The organism is Erwinia sp. LJJL01, assembly GCF_047300805.2.
GTDB lineage: Bacteria > Pseudomonadota > Gammaproteobacteria > Enterobacterales > Enterobacteriaceae > Erwinia > Erwinia aphidicola.
In genome coordinates this window covers 4330676-4353794 of the sequence record NZ_CP178576.1, presented here as the reverse complement: position 1 = coordinate 4353794, position 23119 = coordinate 4330676, and the positions used below count along the sequence as shown (strand labels likewise).

The following is a 23119-nucleotide window of genomic DNA, read 5'->3' as shown; positions in this document are numbered from 1 at the left end:
GAATGGCTGCCAACCGCGTTGAAAAAGACTCAATGGGACCGATCGATGTCCCTGCCGATAAACTCTGGGGCGCGCAAACACAGCGCTCGCTGGAGCACTTCCGCATTTCGACAGAAAAAATGCCGACCGAGCTGGTGTATGCGCTGGCGCTGACCAAGCGTGCTGCAGCCAAAGTGAACAGCGACCTGAAGCTGTTACCGGATGAGCGTGCCGAGGCGATCATCAAAGCGGCGGACGAAGTGCTGGCGGACAAGCATCACGGGGAGTTCCCGCTGGCTATCTGGCAAACCGGCTCCGGCACGCAAACCAATATGAATATGAACGAGGTGCTGGCAAACCGCGCCAGCGAGATCCTCGGCGGCGAGCGCGGCATGTCGCGCCTGGTTCACCCCAATGATGATGTTAATAAGAGCCAGAGCTCTAACGACGTGTTCCCAACTGCCATGCACGTCGCGGCGGTGGTAGCGGTGCAGCAGCACCTGATCCCCCAGCTGAAAGTGTTGCAGAAAACGCTGAGCGAGAAGGCAGAAGCGTTTAAAGACATCGTCAAAATTGGCCGTACCCATTTACAGGATGCGACGCCGCTGACGCTCGGCCAGGAGATCTCCGGCTGGGTGGCGATGCTGAGCCACAACCTCAAGCATATTGAACAGAGCATTCCGCATGTGGCGGAGCTGGCGCTGGGCGGCACGGCGGTGGGCACCGGGCTGAACACCCACCCGGAATACGCGGTACGCGTGGCCAAAGAGCTGGCGGAGCTGACTCAGCAGCCGTTTGTTACCGCACCGAATAAATTTGAAGCGCTGGCGACCTGCGATGCGCTGGTGCACGCGCACGGTTCGCTAAAGGGGCTGGCGGCTTCGCTGATGAAAATTGCCAACGACGTGCGCTGGCTGTCGTCCGGCCCGCGCTGCGGCATCGGCGAACTTTCCATCCCGGAAAACGAGCCGGGCAGTTCAATTATGCCGGGTAAGGTCAACCCGACGCAGTGTGAAGCGATGACCATGCTGTGCTGCCAGGTGATGGGCAATGATGTGGCGGTGAATATGGGCGGCGCGTCCGGTAACTTCGAGCTGAACGTTTATCGCCCGATGGTGATCCACAACTTCCTGCAGTCGGTGCGCCTGCTGGCCGACGGAATGGACAGCTTTAACCACCACTGCGCCGTGGGCATCGAGCCAAATCGTGACCGCATCACCCAGCTGCTGAACGAATCGCTGATGCTGGTGACCGCGCTCAATACCCATATCGGCTACGATAAAGCGGCAGAAATTGCGAAAAAAGCGCATAAAGAGGGGCTGACGCTGAAAGGCTCAGCGCTGAAGCTGGGTTACCTGACCGAAGAAGAGTTCGACGCCTGGGTGCGCCCGGAAGAGATGGTCGGCAGCATGAAGGTGTAACGCCAGCAGCAAACTCATACTCGCCAGTAGGAATCAGGATTTTGTAGGGGTCGACCTTTTTTCCGGTCGACCCGCCGCAACCAACACTCATACCAACCGATCGCTATACAAATGCAGCCGCGGGATCAGCAGATACAGCGGTTGCGCCTCCGGCTTATAGCGATGCGTGACTTTCCCGGCATCATAATTCAGCAGCTCACCCAGCTTCGGCACGCTGTTCGCGTCCGGGCACATCACCAGCAGCGGTGAAGGGCAGGCCAGCTGCGTCTGCTTCTGCTGTTGGCTATCCCACACGCGCGCAATGGGCTGCACTTTCACCGGGCGTTTAATCTTCAGCGCGGCATGAGCCGGCAGCGACTTAATCGCTTCAATCTCATCCGCCACGCGTTCTGCCCACTGCTCACGCGTCCACGGGGCCACCGCGCGCCCGGCCTGCAGGCTTTTATTCAGCTTCTCAAGCATCTCTTCACGGCTGACGTTCTTGATAATGTGCTTATTTGCCCAGCCAAAGCGCACTGAATCCGGCGCGTCGAGCAGGGCGATCGAACGGTAGGCATTCAGCGTGATCAGGCCGCGCAGGTGGGTATGCACAAACTCGAAGCGCTCCTCGGGCGGCAGGCCCGACTCTACGGTGATAATCTGCTCCAGCTGCTGTTTGAGCTGATTGATAGTGGCGACCTGCTGTTGTAACAGGGCACTCTGCTCAGCGTCCGTTTCCACGCAGATAGCGCCCGGCAGGCGTACCGCGGCCTTGGTGCTGATTTTTTCTGACTGATGCTGCATAAACAGACGGCAGAAGTGGCTGAGGGCCCGCTGCAGGGCGGGCTGACCGACCAGCTGCTCCACCGCAATCTCAGTCAGCGGATCGTGCTCCTTGCCTTTTTCCACGGCGGGCAGTTCAAAAACCCTGGCCGCCAGCAGGCGCAAATCCAGCAGTTGATGCTGCAAGGTATCCAGCTCCTGCTCCAGCTGCGCGACACAGCGGTGTAGCCTGTCGACGGCATCATAACGGCTCATAACTCTCTCCATTAGTTACAACATACCTTTGGAATATAGCAGACAATAACGGAGATGAACATCGGCAAAGGTGCCAATGTCGTCTGTAGGGTCGGGCATGCCCGACCCCTACGCTCATGGCGAGTAGGGGCGATGGCATGCCTCGCCCGCCGGATGTTGTCGTAGGGGCGACGGCGTGCCTCGCCCGCCGGATGTTGTCGTAGGGGCGACGGCGTGCCTCGCCCGCCAGATATTGTCGTAGGGGCGACGGCATGCCTCGCCCGCCAGATATTGTCGTAGGGGCGACGGCATGCCTCGCCCGCCGGATGTTGTCGTAGGGGCGATGGCATGCCTCGCCCGTCAGATGTTGTCGTAGGGGCGATGGCATGCCTCGCCCGCCGGATGTTGTCGTAGGGGCGATGGCATGCCTCGCCCGTCAGATGTTGTCGTAGGGGCGACGGCGTGCCTCGCCCGCCATCAAACCGCTACAGCCGCTTCCCGTGCAGCCGTGTTCCTACCAGTAGCGCCATCACCAGCAGCGCAGCGATAAATGCGGTAATCCCGTGCCAGCCGAAGTTATGCCAGAACACGCCGCCGAGCGTACCCGCTACGCTGGAGCCAAGGTAATAACTGAACAAATACAGCGAAGAAGCCTGGCCCTTAGCGCGGCGGGCGCGTGGTCCAATCCAGCCGCTGGCTACCGAGTGTGCAGCAAAGAATCCGGCGGTGAAGAGCATCATCCCGGCCAGAATCAGCCAGATATTGTTGGTCAGGGTAATCAGTAACCCGATCAGCATAATGGCGGTGGAGAAGAGCAGCACCGGGGCGCGACCATACTTTGCCGTCATTGCACCCGCCTTCGGCGAACTCCACGACCCGGTCAGGTACACCACCGACAGCAGCCCGACAACCGCCTGACTGAGCGAAAAAGGTGCAGAGAGCAGGCGGTAGCCAATATAGTTAAACAGAGTAACGAACGCCCCCATCAGCAGGAAGCCTTCGGCGAACAGCAGCGGCAGGCCGCTATCTCGCCAGTGCAGGCGGAAGTTGATCAGCAGGCTGCGCGGCTTAAGTGAAGCCGGGCGGAAATGGCGCGAGGCCGGCAGGATCTTCCAGAACATCAGCGCCGAAGCCAGGGCAAAACAGCCGATAACCATTACCGCCACACGCCAGCTGCTGAAGTCGGTAATCACCCCGCTCAGCAGGCGACCGCTCATCCCGCCGATGGAGTTACCGCTGATATACAACCCCATGGAGAACGCCACCATGCTCGGATGGATTTCCTCGCTAAGGTAGGTCATTCCGACCGCTGCCACACCGCTCAGCGACAGGCCAATTAGCGCCCGCATCAGCAAAATACCGTGCCAGCTGGTCATGGTAGCGGAAAGCAGCGTACAGATCGCCGCCAGCATCAGGGCGGTAACCATCACCGGCTTGCGGCCAATCGCATCAGACAGCGGGCCGGTAATCAGCAGGCCGAGCGCCAGCAGCCCGGTGGAGATCGACAGGGAGATACTGCTGGCCGCAGGAGAAACACCAAACTCCTGCGACAGAACGGGCAGGATTGGCTGCACGCAGTACAGCAGAGCAAAAGTTGCCAAACCGGCAGAGAACAGCGCCATCGTCACGCGCATAAACTGCGGCGTACCGCGTTTGATATACAGCTCTTTGCTGGCTTTGCCCTGGACATCAGCGGGGGAGGAGGCTCGTTCAGCGCGGTCTGGCGCCGCAACGGCAGAGGGTGAGCGGTTCACTTCTATTCCTTTTTTTATTTTGAGTAGTCAATTTGAGGTATCACGTTGTCAAGGGTAAGAAATGCGGATTATGATGTCTAATATATTAATAATATAAAATGATATGTTTAAAATATGAATATCGAACTCCGTCATCTGCGCTACTTTATTGCCGTTGCTGAAGAGCTGCACTTTGGCCGCGCAGCCACGCGCCTGAATATCTCGCAGCCGCCGCTTAGCCAGCAGATCCAACTGCTGGAGCAGGAGATCGGCGCGCGCCTGTTGGCGCGCACCAATCGCAGCGTGCAGCTGACCGCCGCCGGGCAGCAGTTTCTGCTCGATGCGCGCCAGATTATGCTCAACGTGACCAAGGCCGCGGAAAAAGCCGCCAGGCTGCATCGCGGGGACGAAGGCGAACTACGCATTGGTTTTACCTCCTCCGCGCCGTTTATTACCGCCGTTTCCGATGCGCTGTTCAACTTCCGCCAGCGCTTTCCCGCCGTGCATGTGCAGATGCAGGAGATCAACACCCGCCAGCAGCTGGCGCCGCTCAGCGACGGACGGCTGGATCTGGGCGTGATGCGTAATACCGATCTGCCGGACAATCTCAACCATCAGCTGTTGCTGCGTGAGCCGATGTACGCGCTGGTTCACCGCGCTCACCGTCTGGCAACACGGCAGAAAATTGCGCTTAGCGATCTGGCGCAGGAAGCGTTTGTCTTTTTTGACCCCAGCGTCGGCACGGCACTCTATAGCGAGGTGCTGGAGCTGCTGCGCCGCTATCAGATCCAGCCAAACATTGCCCAGGAGGTGGGGGAAGCCATGACGATCATCGGTCTGGTCTCTACCGGGCTGGGCGTCTCTATTTTACCCGCCTCGTTTCACCGCGTGCGGCTGAGCGATGTGGTGTGGATCCCACTGGAGGAGCAGGACGCGCAGTCTGAAGTGTGGTTGGTGTGGTCGAAGCAGCGGGAAATTCCGGCGGTGACGGCGGCGATGATGTCACTGCTCCTGCGCCAGGAACGCTCTTTTTCGCAGAAAACATGAGCGCATGGTGCTGGTTTATGTGCTGTAAATCACATATCGAATCAAATATTTGACGCCATCTGATAAGTGTTTCACCATGCAGAGATGGCTTTATTTTGAAGCGTGAAAATAAGTGCTTCTTTCGGTCGCATTTCGGCTGTGACGGGCAGGTAATAATCAGGAGTGGGGTGTGATTGCGGATAGTCAGCCTGGTCATATCGATCAGATAAAACAGACTAATGCCGGAGCGGTGTACCGACTGATCGACAGGTTTGGGCCCATCTCGCGGATTGAGCTGTCCAAAAAAGCTCAGCTGGCCCCGGCCAGTATTACCAAAATTGTGCGCGAAATGCTGGAAGCTCATCTGGTACAGGAAACCGAGTTTCAGGAGCCGGGCAGCCGTGGGCGTCCGGCGGTTGGCCTGGTGCTGGACACCCAGGCCTGGCACTATCTCTCTGCCCGTATTGGCAACGGCGAAATCACGCTCGCGCTGCGCGATCTGAGCAGCAAAATGGTGGTGGAGCAGCAATTTCCGCTGCCTGCCGAGGCTGACCAGGCGCTGCTGATGCGCATCATCCAGCTCATCGATCGGTTCTTTATCGATCACCAGCACAAGCTGGAACGCCTTACCGCTATCGCCATTACGCTGCCCGGGATTATGAACAGCCAGTCCGGTATTGTGCACCGCATGCCGTTTTATCAGGTTGATGATATGCCGCTGGGGCCAGAACTGGCGAAGCGCACCGGGCTGCCGGTCTATATCCAGCACGACATCTGCGCCTGGACCATGGCGGAGTCGCTGTTTGGCGCCTCGCGCGATGCCAGCGATGTCCTGCAGGTGGTGATTGACCATCATGTTGGCGCCGGTGTGATTACCGGTGGCCGGTTGCTGCACGGTGGCAGCAGTACGCTGGTGGAAATTGGCCACACGCAGGTCGATCCGTGGGGCAAGCGCTGCTACTGCGGCAATCACGGCTGCCTGGAAACCGTGGCCAGTATCGACAGCATGCTGGAGCTGGCCGCGCAGCGCATGCAGGCGTCGATGAGCTCAACGCTGCATAATCAGCCTTTGACAATTGATGCGCTGTGCGACGCGGCGCTGGCTGGCGATCAGCTGGCCTGCGATGTCATCGCCGGGGTCGGTAGCAGCGTGGGGCGCATTGTGGCCATCATGGTTAATCTGTTCCATCCTCAAAAAATTCTTATCGGTTCCCCACTTAATCGTGCCCAGAGCGTGCTGTTCCCCGCTATCGCCACCTGCATTCGCCAGCAGGCGCTACCCCGCTACAGCGCTGACTTACAGGTTGAGCCAACCGAGTTTGTTAATCTCGGCACCATGCCGGGCGCCGCGCTGGTCAAAGATGCCCTGTATAACGGTTCGTTATTAATCAAGCTGCTACAGGGCTGATAAATCCACTAAATCTTGCGCTAACGCAATCTCCGGCGGGCGGTACTGCCCTACAATTTTCGCTCACTTGTAAAGTACGAAAATGATTACCCTGGACAGACAGGGCCTGCCGGAGCCATTCATGTTGAAACGTCTATTTGTTACCGGAACCGATACAGAAGTCGGCAAAACGGTGGTGTCCCGCGCGCTGCTACAGAAGCTGGCAGCGCAGGGTAAACAGGCCGTAGGCTATAAACCTGTGGCTAAAAGCAGCCAGCAAACGGAAGAGGGGCCGCGCAATAAAGATGCGCTGGTTCTGCAGGCTTCATCATCGATTCTACTGCCGTACCAGGCGATCAACCCGGTCACCCTGCTGGAAGATGAAATCAGCACCAGCCGCACGCCGATTGATTACGCCACGCTCAGCCATGGGCTGAGGGCACTGGACGGGCAGGCGGATTACACCGTGGTGGAAGGGACGGGCGGCTGGCGCAGCCTGATGAACGATTTGCGGCCGTTATCGGAATGGGCGGTGCAGGAACAGCTGCCGGTGGTACTGGTGGTGGGGATCAAGCTGGGCTGCATCAGCCATGCGCTGCTGACGGCGCAGGCGGTGGTGAATGATGGATTGCCGCTGCTGGGCTGGGTTGCCAACCGGATAAATCCGGGGCTGGCGCACTATGCGCAAATTATCGACGTGCTGAGGGATAAGATCCCGGCGCCGCTGCTGGGGGAGCTGCCGTATCTGCCGCGAGCCGAAACGCGCGAGCTGGCGCACTATCTCGATTTAAGCGCGCTAACGCTATGAGCCTGTTAAGGGCCGATCGAAAAAGAAGATCGGCCCCTACGGCTAAGTCTGTTAACCGGCATTCAGTACGCGGCGGGTACGGCCTGAACTGAGATAATCCGCAATATAATCCTGCGAAATCTCCCCGCTGTAGCGGCCGTCTTCATCGACGATCGGCATCCAGACCAGATTGTGCTCGTACAGCTTTGACAGCACCACGCGCAGGTTCTCTTCCGCTTTGCCGGTGACGGTAAACTTGTGCAGCATATCGGCACAGACGCCGCTGGCAGCGCGCGCCTCGCGACGTTTCACAAAGCCCAGCGGTTTGCCGTCGTTATCCACCACGGTGATTGAACGCAAATCGTTGTCATCCATCATGCCAAAGGCTTCTGCCAGCGGCGTGGATTTCTGCACGGTATGCGTCGGCTGCCGATCGGTAACATCGCCCGCCTGCACCAGCAGCAGGCGCTTCAGCGTGCGGTCCTGGCCAACAAACGATCCGATAAACTCGTTAGCCGGTTTTGCCAAAAGCTCGTCCGGGCTGGCGCACTGCACGATTTTCCCCTGGCCGAACACGGCAATACGGTCGCCGAGCTTCAACGCTTCGTCGATATCGTGGCTGACCAGCATTACGGTTTTCTTCAGCTGGCGCTGCATCTCGAGGAACTCATTCTGGATCACTTCGCGGTTAATCGGGTCGACCGCACCGAACGGTTCATCCATCAGCAGCACCGGTGGATCCGCCGCCAGCGCGCGAATCACCCCAATGCGCTGCTGCTGGCCGCCGGACATTTCACGCGGGTAGCGGTGAAGAAATTTGTTGGCATCCAGCGCCATCATGCTCATCAGCTCGCGGGCGCGCTCTTTGCAGCGCTGCTTGTCCCAGCCCAGCATACGCGGCACCACGGTAATGTTCTCTTCGATAGTCATATTCGGGAACAGCCCGATCTGCTGGATCACATAGCCAATATTGCGGCGCAGCGTGACGGTGTCTAACCCGCTGGTATCCTCGCCGTTAATCAGAATTTTGCCGCTGCTGGAGGGGATCAGGCGGTTAATCATCTTCAGCGTGGTGGTTTTGCCGCAGCCGGAAGGGCCGAGCAGCACGCACATTTCGCCTTCCGGCACGTTCAGGCTGACATTATCAACGGCGTTAAAGCTGTTACCGTTTTTCTGCTTAAAGGTTTTGGTGAGGTTTTCCAGTTTTATCATTATCGAATCCCCTTAGGTGTCAGCGCCAGCTGCAGGCGGTGCAGCAGCCAGTCAAGAATAATAGCCAGTAAACAGATCATTAATGCGCCCGCAATCAGCATGCGGATATCACTGCCGCTGATGCCGTCCAGCAGCAGCAGGCCAAGGCCACCCGCGCCGATAATTGCGGCAATTGCCATCACGCCAACGTTCATCACCACCGCGGTGCGGATGCCGCCGAAAATGACCGGCAGCGCCATCGGGATCTCCACCCAGCGCAGGCGCTGCCAGAAGGTCATGCCGATGCCGCGCCCGGCTTCCCGCAGCCCGTCCGGCAGGTTTTCCAGCGCGGTGTGGGTGTTGCGTACAATCGGCAGCAGCGAGTAAAGGAACACCGCCGTTACTGCGGGCAGTACGCCGATGCCCTGACCGATCATCGAGAACAGCGGGATCATCAGGCCAAACAGCGCAATCGACGGAATGGTCAGCACGATGGTGGCCAGCCCTAATATCGGCGTTGCCAGCCACTTAAAGCGCACAATCAGAATGCCGAGCGGCACGCCAATCACAATGGCGAAGCCCACCGCCAGCGCCACCAGCCATAAATGCTGGAAGGTGAGGGAAGCGAGGTAGCTCCAGTTATCAATAATGTAGTGAAGGGTATCCATAACTGTCTCCTCAGAGCATGCCGTGAGATTTCAGGAAATCGCGGGCCACCTGCTGCGGCGACTGATGATCAATATCCACGCGTTTATTCATTTCGGTGATCGCCTCATCGGTGATCAGCGGCGACAGCTTATTCAGTGCTTTATCCAGCCCCGGATGCTCTTTCAGCGCCTGCCCGGTCACCACCGGCGTTACCGCATAGCTTGGGAAGAAGCCTTTATCATCCTTCAGCACTTTCAAATCGAAGCCTTTGACGCGCCCGTCGGTGGTGTACACCAGACCGGCATCAACAAAGCCATCACGAATGGCGTTGTAAACCAGCCCCGGGTCCATCTGGCGGATCTGCGGGCGGTCCAGCTCCATGCTGTAGGCTTTCTGCAACGGCTTCAGGCCATCGGAGCGCCCGGCAAACTCAAGATCAAGGCCCAGCATCCAGTTATGGTCGGGGTCGTTCTTGCGCACCTGCTCCAGCTTTGCCACCATTTGTGACATCGTATCAATATGCTCGGCGTCGGCGCGATCGCGCTGCATGGCGAAGGCGTAGGTGTTGTTCATCGGCGCGGGGTTGAGCCACACCAGGCCCAGCTTTGCATCCAGCTTTTTCACCGTCTGATACGCCTCATCGGGCTGCATAGGCTTCGAGATATGGTTAAAAATAATCAGCGAGGTGCCGGTATATTCCCAGGTCATATCGACCTGCTTGTTGATCATTGCGTTACGGGCGATGGTGGTGGCAATGTTGGTTTTGGGTTCCACTTCAAAGCCCTGTTTGCGCAGGTACTGGGTGGTCAGCGCCGACAGAATGTGCTGTTCGGTAAAACTCTTCGTCGTCATCACCAGCGGTGCCGCGGCAGCCGCGCCGCTCAGCGCGAGAGAGGCGGTCAGCGCCAGCGCGCCGTGACGCAGCCAGCGGGGTAACAGGTAATCAGCCATTTTCAGCTCCTTTTTATTGTTATGCCGCAGTGTGCGGGCTGAGCAGGCGGCCAAGACCGGCCAGCAGCATATCCAGCACCAACGCAAACAGCGCCGTGGCGGCAGCGCCGAGGATCAGCGTCGGGAAATCATTCAGGTAAATTCCCGGGAAAATCAGCTCGCCGTAGCTGCTGGCACCAATCAGAAACGCCAGCGGGGCAGTACCGACGTTAATTGCCGTCGCCACGCGAATACCGGAAAGCATCACCGGCCACGCATTGGGCAGCTCAACCTGGCGCAGGCGCTGGCCTTTGGTCATGCCGATGCCGTCAGCGGCCTCCAGCAGTGAAGCGGGCACCGAGCACAGGCCGGCGTAGGTGTTGCGCACAATCGGCAGCAGCGACGCCAGAAACAGTGCGATAATCGCCGGGCGATCGCCAATGCCGATCACCACCATCGCCAGCGCCAGTACCGCCAGCGGCGGCAGGGTATTGCCGACGTTAAAGATCTGCATCACGTATTCCGCCCAGCGGCGGGCAAAAGGGCGGCTAAGAAGAATGCCGCTCGGAATGCCAATCAGCAGCGCAAACAGCAGTGACCAGAACACCAGCTTCATATGTTGCTGACCGAGGTAAATCAGATCAACGCGGCGAGCCTGGATAGTCTCTACGCCAAGCCCCCAGACCAGCAGGCCAACGATAGCGGCGATAAACAGCACCGCCAGTAAGGCACGCTGCAACAGCGTGGAATTTTGCATATCATGGTTCTCCCTGGATGCAGATAAGCACTAAAAGTGATGATTAAATGTGTTACTAGCGTTTTACCCGGTAAGTTCGCCTAAAAATCTATAGCAGCGAAGCGGGAGAAGTGCCAAATTTTAGGCCGAAAATCAGGGGGATAGTTTTAAGCTAAATCACGCTTAAGCCTTTGCCAGCGCTGGAAAAGCCATCAATGAAAAAAATTTATCGTCAACAGGTGACAATGTCACTAATTCAGATAAGCACATTTCGGAAACTGTTTGCTCTAAAATGCTCCACACTAAAGGGATGAACAAAGGACGGGGAAACTATGTCGGAAAATATTGCTAATCCAGTGGCGCAGCGCCACTGGATCCTGATCGCCTCGATGCTGGCGATGTTTATGGCGGCGATCGAAGTCACCATTGTTGCTACGGCTATGCCCACGATTATCGCCGAGCTGGGAGGCTTCTCACAGTTTGGCTGGGTGTTCTCTATTTATCTGCTGACCCAGGCAGTCAGCGTGCCGATTTACGGGCGGCTGGCAGATCTATGGGGCAGAAAGCGCATGTTCTTTATTGGTACAGGCCTGTTTTTATGCGGTTCGGTGCTGTGCGGCTTCGCCACCAATATGGGCTGGCTGATCCTGTTCCGCGCCCTACAGGGGCTGGGGGCCGGGGCCATCATGCCGCTCACCTCCACTATTATTGCCGATGTCTATCCGCCGAAAGAGCGGGCGGGGATCCAGGGCTGGCTGTCCAGCGTCTGGGGCGTGGCGGCGATCGTTGGCCCGTTAACCGGGGCGTGGCTGGTGCAGCACTTTAACTGGGCGCTGATTTTCTGGGTCAATGTGCCGATCGGCATTATTTCGATGCTGCTGCTGGCGCGCTTCTTCCCGGAATCGAAGGAGAAAAGTCCGCACCGCCTGAACCTGACGGGCAGCGCCTTGCTGATGCTGACGGTCAGCGCGCTGCTGGTGGCGTTACTGCAGGCGGAATCACTGGGGCTGCCATTGGTCGCCGGGCTGGTCATTGTGGCATGCATCGCCGGCTACGCCTTACTGCACCACGAGCGTAACGCCAACCAACCGCTGTTCCCGATGGCCATCTGGCGCAGCCGCACGCTGCTGGCGGGGAATGCCGGAAATCTGCTGATCGGTGCGGCGATGATGGGCATCAGCGCCTTTCTGCCCACCTGGATCCAGGGGGTTAATGGCGGCACGCCGCTGCAGGCGGGCAGTGCGCTGGCGATGATGTCAATCGGCTGGCCGCTTGCCAGTACGCTGAGCGGGCGCCTGATGCAGCGCACCTCGTACCGCTTTACCGCGCTGCTCGGCTCGCTGCTGTTAATTGCCGGAACTGCGCTGCTGCTCACCCTGCATCGTGAAAGCCCGGTGTGGCACGCCGGCTTTTTCGCCTTTGTGATTGGCACCGGGATGGGCATGACCAGCACCACCTTCCTGATTGCCGTGCAAAATACCGCCGACTTCGCCATTCGCGGCATCTGTACCGCATCAATCATGTTTAGCCGCATGCTTGGCTCGGCGCTGGGAACGGCGGTGATGGGCGCGGTGCTGAATTATAATCTGCTGCTGCGCCTGCCGGATAGCAACGACCCGGTACAGCAGGTGATGTCCCACAGCCAGCGCGCGGCGATCGAGGCGGACAGCCTGCAGCATATGCTGAGTGAAATTGCGCTGTCGCTACACTGGGTATTTGCGGTATCGCTGGGGGTGGCGGTGATGAGCCTGCTGGTGTCACGGATGATCCCGGCGCTGAAACCGCATTAATTTTTGAGGCGGGCCAGGCATGCCTGGCCAGCGGAGAGGTTACTGCGCGGAAGTATCCTGCGAGGTACCGGCAGCAGCAGGGACGCTGCTGTCATCGTTATTGCCGCTGCGCTTGTAAACAATCTTCTGCGTGTCGTTTTCGCAGTGGCCCACGACCTGGCCACCCGCCTGATCGGCCTGGTCATTCGGCACGATATCCAGCGTAAAGCCGGAGGCCGGAACCCCGTTGTTGATGATTTTCTGGTTAATATCGGCCTTGACCGTTTCGCAAGATGCCTGAACGGCCAGAGGAGTGGCAACGACGAGGGCGGTTAATATCCACTTGAAACTCTTCATCTTATCATCCTTAAAGTAGCAGTAATAACAGTGCCGGAGTGGTTAAGGCGTGACCGGACGACCGGTGCGACGGTCGAGGCAGCGCAGGGTTTTCGGCTCCCAGTAGGCATTCAGATTGAGGCTTTTTTCACAGGCTTCGCTGGTATCAAAAGCGCGGTCAACGCGGTCGAACTCTTTCTCGGTGCGGGAATTAACCTTATGGCGCAGATTGCGGGTGTCATCCCACTGCTCTTTCTGCTGGCGCGCTTCTTCTTTAGTCAGTGAGTTATCGCCATCCTCAATCACCAGGCGGTCGGTGCGTGCCAGCGCGCTGTGCTGGACGGAGAAAAGGGCTGCCAGCATTAATAACGGCAGTGTCGCCTGCTTCAGACGTTGTTGTACTGTTTTCATCATAGTTTCCTTTCAATGGGCAGCCCGCTGTCGCGACTGCGCGGACGATGTTTGTTAGTATATCACCAGCTTTCAGGCAGCGACCAGTCACCCGGTTGCGCCGTTGAACTTTGAGTGAGAATTTACCTTTGCTGACCACCATTTTACTTTTCTTTGCCACCGCACTGGCCGAAATCGTCGGCTGTTTCCTGCCGTATCTGTGGCTGAAAAAGAACGGTTCGCCATGGCTGCTGCTGCCGGCAGCAGTCAGCCTGATGCTGTTTGTCTGGCTGTTGACGCTGCACCCGGCCGCCAGTGGGCGCGTCTACGCCGCCTATGGGGGCGTTTATGTGGTCACGGCGCTGCTGTGGTTGCGCTTTATTGAGGGTGTTCGGCTTAGCACTTTCGACTGGCTTGGGGCGCTGGTGGCGTTTTGCGGAGTGTTGATTATCGTTGCCGGATGGGGGCGGGCCTGAGTCGCCCGCCGCAGGTTCATTACCCTTTGTGCACGCGCAGGCCAGCCTGACTCTGGCCGACTGGCATCATCTCCAGCGCGTTAATATTGACGTGTTTCGGCAGGGTAGCCACCCACCAGACCGCTTCGGTCACATCCTCCGGCGTCAACGGTTCGGTGCCGTCATACACGCTACCCGCTTTGGCATCATCGCCCTTAAAGCGCACATTGGAGAACTCGGTGCCGCCGACCAGGCCCGGTTCGATATCGGTAACGCGCAGCGCGGTGCCGTGCAGGTCGGTACGCAGGTTAAAGCTGAACTGACGTACAAACGCTTTGGTCGCGCCGTAGACGTTACCGCCCGGGTACGGCCAGCTGCCGGCAATCGAACCGATATTAATGATATGGCCGACGTTGCGCTCCACCATGGCGGGCAGAATGGCGCGCGTCATATACACCAGGCCCTTGTTATTGGTGTCGATCATCTCTTCCCAATCTTCCAGGCTGGCACGCTGTGCCGGTTCAATGCCCAGCGCCAGGCCAGCATTATTCACCAGCACGTCAATGTTGCGCCACTCCGCCGGCAGGCTGTTTACCGCCGCATCAATCCCGGCGCGATCGCGCACGTCAAGAACCAACGTATAAACGCTGTCGCCCAGCTCCTGCTGTAACGCATCCAGGCGCTCCTGGCGGCGGCCGGTGGCAATGACTTTATGTCCCTGAGCGACAAAGCGACGGGTAATACTCTGACCAAAACCGGCGGTCGCACCGGTAACAAATACGATCATCTCACTGTTCCTCAACACATTTTGGATTTTTCTTACCTTAACATTATGCCGCGCCGCCGATAAAGCAGCGTTTTGTTATGGGTTAATACCAAAAGCTGCACGCTGCTGGTGCACCTCAAGGTAGAAATGCGCCAAAAAAGGGCGCAGGCCCGGCCAAATAAAATGTCATCCCAATAATTAAGCGCAATGTTGCCCATTAGCAATCGGTTGCATTATTAGCAACCGATTGCGCAATCGTTTATTAAGCCTGAATAACAGAGTTTATTAAGAGTAATTTTAACTGATTGTAATTTAAAGAAAAATTATTTTTTCCCGGCTGGCACAACAATTGCAAAACTACACTGATAAGAAAGTTATTTGATTACGGGTAAAAACCTCACTGCTGGTAAATACTGAACAGGGTGAGGCCGCCTCAATAAAGGAAATGTTATGTCAGTGACCTATACCCAGGCGATACGCGCCAGCTTTTTTGATATCACCCGCACGGTGGAAAATCCTCAGCAGCTGCCGGACGCCGCACGCCATATTGAAGACGGACTGCTGCTGCTGAACGCGGGCGAAATCGTCGGCCTGTATGAGTGGCAGCAGGGGCAGCACCTGCTGCAGCCGGGGAATGGGGCACTCGACTATCGCGGCCGCCTGATCGTGCCTGGCTTTGTCGACACCCATATTCACTACCCGCAAACCGAAATGATTGGCGCGTTTGGTGAGCAGCTGCTGGAGTGGCTCAATCAGTACACCTTCCCGGTGGAAAGCCAGTATCACTGCCCGCAGCACTCGGCGCGCATGTCGGCATTTTTCCTCCAGCAGCTGCTGAGCAACGGCACCACCACCGCGCTGGTATTTGGCACCGTGCATCCTGAATCGGTCGATGCACTGTTTACCGCGGCCGCGGCGCTGGAGATGCGGCTGATTGCCGGCAAGGTGATGATGGACCGCAACGCACCGGAGAGCCTGACCGAAACCCCGCAGCAGAGCTACCAGCAGACCAAAGCGCTGATCGAACGCTGGCACAATCACGGCCGCCTGAGCTACGCGCTGACCCCGCGCTTTGCCCCGACCTCCTCCCCGCAGTTACTGAGCAAGGTACAGCAGCTGCGCGCCGAATATCCGGACACCTGGCTGCATACTCACCTGAGCGAGAACCCGCAGGAGGTCGAATGGGTGAAGGAGCTGTTCCCGCAACACAACGGCTATCTCGACGTGTATCACCAGTACCAGCTGACCGGCAAGCGCAGCCTGTTTGCCCACTGCCTGCATCTTGACGACGGCGAGTGGGACTGCCTGCACGCCACCGATTCCGCGGTGGCCTTCTGCCCGACCTCAAACCTGTTCCTCGGCAGCGGGCTGTTTAATCTGCAAACCTGCTGGCATAAAGGGGTGAAGATGGGGATCGGCACCGACGTCGGCGCGGGCACCACCTTTAATATGCTGCAAACGCTGGGCGAGGCCTACAAGGTTGGCCAGCTGCAGCACTACAGGCTCTCCGCCTGTGAAGCTTTTTACCACGCCACGCTGGGCGGTGCGAAAGCGCTGGATCTCGACCAGAAGATTGGCAATTTCATGCCGGGCAAAGAGGCCGATTTTGTGGTGCTCGACCCGGCCGTTTCCCCGCTGCAGCAGATGCGCCACACCAACAGTCGCGATATCTGGGAAAAGCTGTTCGTGCTGATGACGCTGGGTGACGACCGCAATATCGCCGCCACCTGGGTTAACGGCCGCTGCGTCTGGCAGAGCGATAAAATGGAGCGTGCAGCATGATCCAGTTCTTACTCAATCAGCGCCTGGTCAGCGAGCAGGAGATCGACCCGAACCTGACGGTGCTCAACTATCTGCGCCAGAACCAGCGGCGCTGCGGCACCAAAGAGGGCTGCGCCTCCGGCGACTGCGGTGCCTGCACCGTCACCCTTGGCCGCGTAGAAAACGGAAAAATGCACTACGAGACGGTCAACAGCTGCCTGACTTTTGTCAGCAGCCTGCAGGGAAAACAGCTGATTAGCGTTGAAGATCTGCGCCAGCCGGAGGGGTTACACCCGGTGCAGCAGGCGATGGTTGACTGCCACGCGTCGCAGTGCGGCTTCTGTACGCCGGGCTTTGTGATGTCGCTGTTCACGCTGCAAAAGCAGGGCAGCGCAAACCATCAGCAGATTGAGCAGGCGCTGGCGGGCAACCTGTGCCGCTGTACCGGCTATCGGCCAATTGTTGCGGCGGCGCAGCAGGCCTGTGCCACGCCGGTCAGCGACAGTTTTCAGCAGCAGGAAGCCGCGACGGTAGAACGTCTGCTGGCGCTGCAAAACAGCGAGATGCAGGAGATCGCGCGGCAGGGCAACCATTGCCTGCTGCCAAAAACTATCGGTCAGCTCAGCGCGGTGCTGTTGGCCAATCCGCAGGCGCGGCTGCTGGCGGGCGGCACCGACCTGGCATTGCAGGTGACGCAGCAGCATCAGGCGCTGCCGCTGATGATTGCTCTCGGCCACGTCGATGAACTGAAACAGTGTGAAATTGGCAGCGAGGAGATTGTGCTGGGGGCCGGGGCCTCTTTACATCACTGCTGGCAGCTGCTGAGCGCGGAAATCCCGGCGTTCAGCCAGCTGCTGGAGCGCTTTGCCTCACTGCAGATCCGCCATCAGGGCACGCTGGGCGGCAACATCGCTAACGCTTCGCCGATTGGCGATACGCCGCCGATGCTGCTGGCGCTGGACGCGGAGCTGCTGCTGCAGCGCGGTGATGAAGTGCGCCGCCTGGCAATCAGTGAGTTCTTCCTCGGCTACCGTAAAACCGCGCTGCGCGCTGGCGAGTTTATCCGCGCTATCGTGATAGCCAAAACGGCGACAGGACGAAATTTCCGCGCCTGGAAGGTCTCCAAACGGCTGGAGGATGATATCTCCGCCGTATTTGCCGCCTTCACGCTGCAAACCGATGCGCAAAACTGCGTGTCGCACGTGCGCATTGCCTTTGGCGGCATGGCGGCGATCCCGCAGCGCGCTTCGCGCTGTGAACAGCTGCTGCTTGGCCAGCCGCTGACGCTCTGCGCCATCGAACAAGCCTGCAAAGCTCTGGAGCAGGAGTTCCAGCCGCTGAGCGACTTCCGCGCCAGCGCGGCTTATCGCCTGCAGCTGGCGAAAAATCTGCTGCGCCGCTACTACGCCGATCTCAACGGTGAACTGACCATTACGGAGGTTGCCCGCTATGTCTCATAATCGCCCGCAGGTCAGTGAAGAGGTGATTGCCCACCAGTTTAAGCAGGGCATTCAGAACGGCGTTGGCAAGAGCAACAAGCATGAGAGCGCGGCGCTGCACGTTAGCGGCGCAGCGCAATATATTGACGATCGCCTCGAGCTGCCTGGGATGCTGCATCTCTGCCCGCGCCTCAGCGAACATGCCCATGCGCGCATTATCAGCATTGATGTCGCAGCCTGCTACGCGGTGCCCGGGGTAGTGAGCGTGCTGACCTGGCGCGACGTGCCGGGTGAGGTGGATATCGGGCCGCTGGAGCCTGGTGACCCGCTGCTGGCGCAGGACGTGGTGGAGTATGCCGGACAGATGGTGCTGGTGGTGGCAGCCGAAAGCGAGCAGGCGGCGCGTCAGGCGGCGATGCTGGCAAAAATAGAGTACCAGCCGCTCACCCCGCTGCTGGACGTGAAGCAGGCGCTGGAGCAGCAAAGCTTTGTCCAGCAGCCGCACATCCACCAGCGCGGCGATGCGCAAGCGGCGCTGGCGCGTGCGGCCCACCGCCTGCAGGGCGAATTTCACATTGGCGGTCAGGAGCACTTCTATCTGGAAACTCAGGTGGCGCTGGTGGTGCCCGGCGAAGATCGTGCGCTGCAGGTTTACTCATCAACCCAGAACCCGACCGAAGTGCAGAAGCTGGTGGCCTCGGTAATGGGCGTGACGATGAATAAAGTGACCATCGACATGCGCCGTATGGGCGGCGGCTTCGGCGGTAAAGAGACGCAGGCCGCGGGCGTTGCCTGCCTGTGCGCGGTAGCGGCAGGCAAAAGCGGCAGGCCGGTCAAAATGCGCCTGTCGCGCCGCGACGATATGCGCACCACCGGCAAACGCCATCCGTTCTTTGTGCGCTATGACGTCGGGGTGGATGATGAAGGGCGCTTCTGCGGGGTAAAAATCGATCTGGCGGGCAACTGCGGCTATTCGCTCGATCTCTCGGGTTCTATCGTCGATCGTGCGATGTTCCACGCTGACAATGCCTATTACCTTGGCGATGCTCTGATTACCGGCTACCGCTGCCGCACCAATACCGCGTCCAATACCGCCTATCGCGGCTTTGGCGGGCCGCAGGGCATGGTCGCCATTGAGCAGATTATGGACCATATCGCCCGCGAGCTGGGCCTCGACCCGCTGGAAGTGCGCAAGCGTAACTACTACGGCAAAGAGACGCGCAACGTCACCCACTATTATCAGACGGTGGAAGATAACCTGCTGGAGGAGATGACCGCCCAGCTGGAAGAGAGTGCAGGCTACGCCGCCCGCCGTGCCGAAATCTCGGCGTTTAATGCCGCTAACAGCGTAATGAAGCGCGGCCTGGCGCTGACGCCGGTTAAATTCGGCATCTCGTTTACCTCCAGCTTCCTCAACCAGGCCGGGGCGCTGATTCTGATCTACACCGACGGCACGGTCCAGCTGAATCACGGCGGCACCGAGATGGGCCAGGGGCTAAACACCAAAGTGGCGCAGATCGTCGCTGAAGTGCTGCAAATCGACGTCGATCGCATCCAGATCACCGCGACCGATACCGGCAAAGTACCCAATACTTCACCGACGGCGGCCTCCAGCGGCACCGATCTCAACGGCAAGGCGGCGCAGAATGCGGCGGAGATCCTGCGCGACCGGCTGATCGCCATGCTGTGCAAAGTACATCACTGCTCTGAGGAGCAGGTGCGCTTCAGCAACGGCATCGTCAAAGTTGGCGACAAGCATTTTACCTTCGCCGAAGTGGCGCAGCAGGCGTGGCTCAATCAGGTGCCGCTCTCCGCCGCCGGCTATTACCGCGTGCCGGGCATCCACTACGATCGCCTGGCGGGACGCGGGCAACCATTCTATTACTACGCCTACGGCGCGGCCTGCGCGGAAGTGATGGTGGATACCCTGACCGGCGAATACCGCCTGCTGCGTGCCGATATCCTGCACGATGTGGGCGCTTCGCTTAACCCGGCGATTGATATCGGCCAGGTTGAAGGCGGTTTTGTGCAGGGCATGGGCTGGCTGACCACCGAGGAGCTGGTGTGGAATGCCGAAGGGCGGCTGATGACCGATGGCCCGGCCAGTTACAAAATTCCGGCGATTGGCGATGTGCCGCACGACCTGCGCGTGACGCTGGTCGAAAATCGCAAAAATCCAAAAAAGACCGTGTTCCATTCCAAAGCGGTCGGCGAGCCGCCGTTTATGCTGGGTATTGCGGTGTGGTGCGCGCTGCAGGACGCGGTTGCCAGCGTAGGCGGCTATCGCCAGCATCCGCTGCTGGATGCCCCGGCTACCCCGGAGCGAGTGTTCTGGGGGGCGGAAAAAATGCGTGCGGGAGGGGATAATGCGTAGCGATGACTGGATCACTATTCTGGCGAATCTGCGTGCGCGCGCTGAGGCCTGCGTGCTGCTGACGGTGCTCGATGATAAAGGCTCAGTGCCGCGCGATCGCGGCAGCAAGATGATCGTCAGCCAGGATAACACCTGGCTGACCATTGGCGGCGGCCATCTGGAGTTTCAGGCCATTGCTATCGCCCGCGAGATGCTGCAAACCCCGGGTGTGCAGGCGCGGCATGAGCAATTCAACCTTGGTGCACGCCTCGGGCAGTGCTGCGGCGGCGTCACCAGCATTCTTTTCGAGCCGCTGGTACAGCCGCAGCCGCAGATCGCCGTTTTTGGCGCCGGGCACGTCGGTCAGGCGCTGGTGAACCTGCTATCAACGTTACCCTGTCACGTATTTTGGATTGATGAACGGCCACAGCAGTTCACGGCGGTGCCGCCAGGGGTGACGGCGTGCTGTCTGGAAGACCCCATCGATCAGGTCAAGCTGATGCCCGCCAACAGCTATTACGTGGTGATGACCCACCATCACCCGCGCGATTTACAGCTGTGTGAAGCGATCCTGCGGCGCGGCGATGCGCGCTATTTTGGTGTGATTGGCTCTGAAACCAAGCGCCAGCGCTTTGATTACCGGCTGGAGGGCAAAGGCTTCAGCCGCGAGCAGCTGGCTGGGATGCGCTGCCCGATAGGGCTACCGGACGTGAAAGGCAAGCTGCCCGCCGAGATTGCCGTGGCGGTGGCGGGGGAGATCATCGCCTGTTATCAGCGCCAGCAATGACTTTGCAACCCGGCGCATCTGCGCCTAAGCTGGTGATTCGTCAACAGGGATGAGGGTAAAGTTATGAGGATTGCACCGTTAGTCTGGGCCATCAGTATGGCAGTCACCGCCAGCGTGCAGGCGGCAGAATCGCAAAAGGAACATCAGCAGATGCAGAGACAGCAAGATAACCCGTTCAGCAAGGCCAGTACATTGCCGTTCCAGGCACCGCCCTTCGACAAGATCCACAGTGCCGATTATCGCCCGGCACTGGAAGCGGCGATAGCGGAAAAGCGCGCCGAAATCGCCCGCATCGCCGACAACCCGGCCGCACCGACCTTTGAAAATACTTACCTGGCGCTGGAGCAGAGCGGTCAGAGCCTGGCACGCGTGTATAACGTTTTCAGCGCGATGACCTCCGGCAATACCAGTGATGAACTGCAGGCGCTGGATGAGGAGATGTCGCCAAAACTGGCGGCGCTCGACGACGATATTCACCTCAACGGCAAGCTGTTCGCCAGGCTGGACGCGGTGTATCAGCAGCGCCAGCAGCTGAAGCTGGATGCGGAGTCGCTGCGGCTGACAGAGGTCACCTGGCAGGCGTTTGAACTGGCCGGAGCGCAGCTTTCCGACGCGGATAAAACTCAGCTCAAAGCGCTGAATCAGGAGTCTGCCACGCTCAGCACCCGCTTCACCAACCGCCTGCTGGCCGCCACCAAAGCGGGTGGCGTCCTGTTCAGCAGCGAGCAGCCGCTGGCCGGGCTGAGCGCCGGAGAAATTGCCGCAGCGGCCGATGCTGCCCAGGCGCGCGGGCTGAGCAACCAGTGGCTCCTGACCCTGCAAAACACCACCCAGCAGCCGGACCTGCAAACCCTGAGCGCGCGCGCGACGCGTGAAAAACTGTATCAGGCCAGCTGGACGCGCGCCGAAAAAGGCGACGCCAACGACACGCGCGAGCTGATTGCCCGGCTGGCGCAGGTGCGGGCGCAGCAGGCCAAACTGCTGGGCTTCGACAGCTATGCCGCCTGGAAGCTGCAGGATCAGATGGCGAAAACCCCGCAGGCCGCGCTCGATTTTATGCGCCAGATTGTCCCGGCAGCCACCGCGCGCGCCGGGCGTGAAGCGGCAGATATCCAGGCGGTCATCGACCAGCAGCAGGGCGGTTTTACCCTGGCGCCGTGGGACTGGCTGTTCTACGCAGAGCAGGTGCGCCGCGCCAAATATGACCTCGACGAGGCGCAGATCAAACCTTACTTCGAGCTGAACAACGTGCTGGAGAACGGCGTGTTCTATGCCGCGACTCAGCTGTACGGCATTACCTTTAAGCCACGCCCCGATCTGCCGGTCTATCACCCGGATGTCAAAGTGTATGAAGTGCTGGATAAAGACGGCACGCCGCTGGCGCTGTTTTACGCCGACTGGTTCAAGCGTGATAACAAAGGCGGCGGCGCGTGGATGGGCAACTTTGTCGAGCAGTCGACGCTGCTGGGCAGTAAACCGGTGATTTACAACGTGGCGAACTTCAGCAAGCCGTCGCCCGGCCAGCCTGCGCTGCTGTCGTGGGATGATGTGATTACGATGTTCCACGAGTTTGGTCATGCGCTGCACGGCATGTTCGCCAACCAGCGCTACGCCAGCCTGTCCGGCACGGAGACGCCGCGTGATTTTGTTGAGTTCCCGTCGCAGTTTAACGAGCACTGGGCCAGCAACCAGCAGGTGTTCAGCCACTTCGCCCGCCACTACCAGAGCGGGGAGCCGATGCCAGCGGCGCTGCGCGATAAGATGCTGCGCGCCAGCACCTTCAACAAAGGCTATGACATGAGCGAGCTGCTGGCCGCCGCGCTGCTCGATCAGCACTGGCACGGGCTGCATGCCGACCAGCCAGTGCAGAAAACCGATGAGTTTGAACAGCACGCGCTGAGCGAGGAGAAAATCAACCTGGCCGCCGTGCCGCCGCGCTATCGCTCCAGCTACTTCCAGCATATCTGGGGTAACGGCTACGCCGCCGGTTATTACGCCTATCTGTGGACCGAAATGCTGGCGGATGATGGCTTTGCGTGGTTTGAAGAGCACGGCGGCCTGACGCGGGAAAATGGTCAGCGCTTCCGTGACAAAGTGCTGTCACGCGGCAACAGCGAAGATCTGAAGCAGCTCTACCACGACTGGCGCGGGCGTGACCCGGAGATCGAACCGATGCTGCGCAACCGGGGTTTGCAAGAATAACGCCCAGGGGCCGATCTTCTGTTTCGA

The 23119-nt window shown here is 59.1% G+C and carries 20 protein-coding genes; 11 read left to right on the top strand and 9 right to left on the bottom strand.

Annotation, left to right across the window (positions count from 1 at the left end):
• The first annotated feature begins 2 nt into the window (after nt 1-2).
• Entirely contained in the window at nt 3-1400 is a 1398-nt protein-coding gene (gene fumC / locus ACLI4M_RS21340) for a class II fumarate hydratase (protein ID WP_048916090.1), read from the top strand.
• Between the two features lie 87 nt (nt 1401-1487).
• Here the strand turns inward: fumC and tus are convergent, their stop codons facing one another.
• Together tus and ACLI4M_RS21330 are read right to left on the bottom strand one after the other, a co-directional pair.
• Entirely contained in the window at nt 1488-2417 is a 930-nt protein-coding gene (gene tus / locus ACLI4M_RS21335) for a DNA replication terminus site-binding protein (protein ID WP_133623572.1), read from the bottom strand.
• A gap of 464 nt (nt 2418-2881) precedes the next feature.
• The gene (locus ACLI4M_RS21330) at nt 2882-4150 is read right to left on the bottom strand and encodes an MFS transporter (RefSeq protein WP_413449749.1); all 1269 of its coding nucleotides are present in this window, start codon (nt 4148-4150) and stop codon (nt 2882-2884) included.
• A 114-nt stretch (nt 4151-4264) separates the two neighbouring features.
• Here ACLI4M_RS21330 and ACLI4M_RS21325 point away from each other — a divergent pair, with 114 nt between their 5' ends.
• From ACLI4M_RS21325 to bioD, 3 genes are all read left to right on the top strand, one after another.
• Entirely contained in the window at nt 4265-5176 is a 912-nt protein-coding gene (locus tag ACLI4M_RS21325) for a LysR family transcriptional regulator (RefSeq protein WP_133623573.1), read from the top strand.
• A 169-nt stretch (nt 5177-5345) separates the two neighbouring features.
• Nucleotides 5346-6563, top strand: coding sequence for a sugar metabolism global transcriptional regulator Mlc (gene mlc / locus ACLI4M_RS21320; protein WP_133623574.1), 1218 nt, complete (start codon nt 5346-5348; stop codon nt 6561-6563).
• Between the two features lie 121 nt (nt 6564-6684).
• The gene (bioD, locus tag ACLI4M_RS21315) at nt 6685-7350 is read left to right on the top strand and encodes a dethiobiotin synthase (protein WP_133623575.1); all 666 of its coding nucleotides are present in this window, start codon (nt 6685-6687) and stop codon (nt 7348-7350) included.
• Between the two features lie 51 nt (nt 7351-7401).
• Here bioD and osmV read toward each other — a convergent pair whose 3' ends face one another.
• From osmV to osmY, 4 genes are read right to left on the bottom strand one after another with little or no spacing between them, the layout of a single operon-like run.
• Complete coding sequence (gene osmV, locus ACLI4M_RS21310) at nt 7402-8541, bottom strand: osmoprotectant ABC transporter ATP-binding protein OsmV (protein WP_133623576.1); 1140 nt, start codon at nt 8539-8541, stop codon at nt 7402-7404.
• Nucleotides 8541-9188 (bottom strand): osmoprotectant ABC transporter permease OsmW, encoded by a 648-nt coding sequence (gene osmW, locus ACLI4M_RS21305; protein ID WP_133623577.1) that lies wholly within the window; start codon nt 9186-9188, stop codon nt 8541-8543. The genes osmV and osmW overlap by 1 nt, the downstream gene beginning before the upstream one ends.
• A gap of 10 nt (nt 9189-9198) precedes the next feature.
• A complete protein-coding gene (locus tag ACLI4M_RS21300; protein ID WP_133623578.1) occupies nt 9199-10119 on the bottom strand; it encodes a glycine betaine ABC transporter substrate-binding protein in 921 nt (306 codons plus the stop codon).
• A gap of 19 nt (nt 10120-10138) precedes the next feature.
• Nucleotides 10139-10855: an osmoprotectant ABC transporter permease OsmY gene (gene osmY, locus ACLI4M_RS21295; protein WP_133623579.1), complete on the bottom strand. Its 717-nt coding sequence runs from the start codon at nt 10853-10855 to the stop codon at nt 10139-10141.
• 311 nt (nt 10856-11166) lie between these two features.
• Between osmY and ACLI4M_RS21290 the strand changes: the two genes are divergently transcribed.
• A complete protein-coding gene (locus tag ACLI4M_RS21290) occupies nt 11167-12624 on the top strand; it encodes an MDR family MFS transporter (protein WP_133623580.1) in 1458 nt (485 codons plus the stop codon).
• A gap of 39 nt (nt 12625-12663) precedes the next feature.
• Here ACLI4M_RS21290 and ACLI4M_RS21285 read toward each other — a convergent pair whose 3' ends face one another.
• Both ACLI4M_RS21285 and ACLI4M_RS21280 read right to left on the bottom strand, forming a co-directional pair.
• On the bottom strand, nt 12664-12960 hold the full coding sequence (locus tag ACLI4M_RS21285; protein WP_133623581.1) for a DUF1161 domain-containing protein: 297 nt from the start codon (nt 12958-12960) through the stop codon (nt 12664-12666).
• A 42-nt stretch (nt 12961-13002) separates the two neighbouring features.
• The gene (locus tag ACLI4M_RS21280; protein WP_133625066.1) at nt 13003-13350 is read right to left on the bottom strand and encodes a DUF1283 family protein; all 348 of its coding nucleotides are present in this window, start codon (nt 13348-13350) and stop codon (nt 13003-13005) included.
• Nucleotides 13351-13478: 128 nt separating this feature from the next.
• Here ACLI4M_RS21280 and ACLI4M_RS21275 point away from each other — a divergent pair, with 128 nt between their 5' ends.
• Complete coding sequence (locus ACLI4M_RS21275) at nt 13479-13805, top strand: YnfA family protein (RefSeq protein ID WP_048916080.1); 327 nt, start codon at nt 13479-13481, stop codon at nt 13803-13805.
• Between the two features lie 19 nt (nt 13806-13824).
• On the opposite strand, the gene ydfG is transcribed toward ACLI4M_RS21275, so the two are convergent.
• The gene (ydfG, locus tag ACLI4M_RS21270) at nt 13825-14571 is read right to left on the bottom strand and encodes a bifunctional NADP-dependent 3-hydroxy acid dehydrogenase/3-hydroxypropionate dehydrogenase YdfG (protein ID WP_133623582.1); all 747 of its coding nucleotides are present in this window, start codon (nt 14569-14571) and stop codon (nt 13825-13827) included.
• A gap of 429 nt (nt 14572-15000) precedes the next feature.
• On the opposite strand from ydfG, the gene guaD reads away from it, so the two are divergent.
• The 5 genes from guaD to dcp all read left to right on the top strand — a co-directional run bounded on the left by guaD (nt 15001) and on the right by dcp (nt 23092).
• Nucleotides 15001-16332, top strand: coding sequence for a guanine deaminase (guaD, locus tag ACLI4M_RS21265; protein ID WP_133623583.1), 1332 nt, complete (start codon nt 15001-15003; stop codon nt 16330-16332).
• The gene (gene xdhA / locus ACLI4M_RS21260) at nt 16329-17771 is read left to right on the top strand and encodes a xanthine dehydrogenase small subunit (RefSeq protein WP_133623584.1); all 1443 of its coding nucleotides are present in this window, start codon (nt 16329-16331) and stop codon (nt 17769-17771) included. Before guaD ends, xdhA begins: the two co-directional genes overlap by 4 nt.
• The gene (gene xdhB / locus ACLI4M_RS21255; RefSeq protein ID WP_133623585.1) at nt 17761-20124 is read left to right on the top strand and encodes a xanthine dehydrogenase molybdopterin binding subunit; all 2364 of its coding nucleotides are present in this window, start codon (nt 17761-17763) and stop codon (nt 20122-20124) included. The genes xdhA and xdhB overlap by 11 nt, the downstream gene beginning before the upstream one ends.
• Nucleotides 20117-20890 carry a xanthine dehydrogenase accessory protein XdhC gene (gene xdhC / locus ACLI4M_RS21250; RefSeq protein ID WP_133623586.1) on the top strand — a complete coding sequence of 258 codons (774 nt, stop codon included), beginning with the start codon at nt 20117-20119 and terminating at the stop codon, nt 20888-20890. Before xdhB ends, xdhC begins: the two co-directional genes overlap by 8 nt.
• Before the next feature lie 63 nt (nt 20891-20953).
• A complete protein-coding gene (dcp, locus tag ACLI4M_RS21245) occupies nt 20954-23092 on the top strand; it encodes a peptidyl-dipeptidase Dcp (protein ID WP_133623587.1) in 2139 nt (712 codons plus the stop codon).
• Nucleotides 23093-23119: the final 27 nt, after the last annotated feature.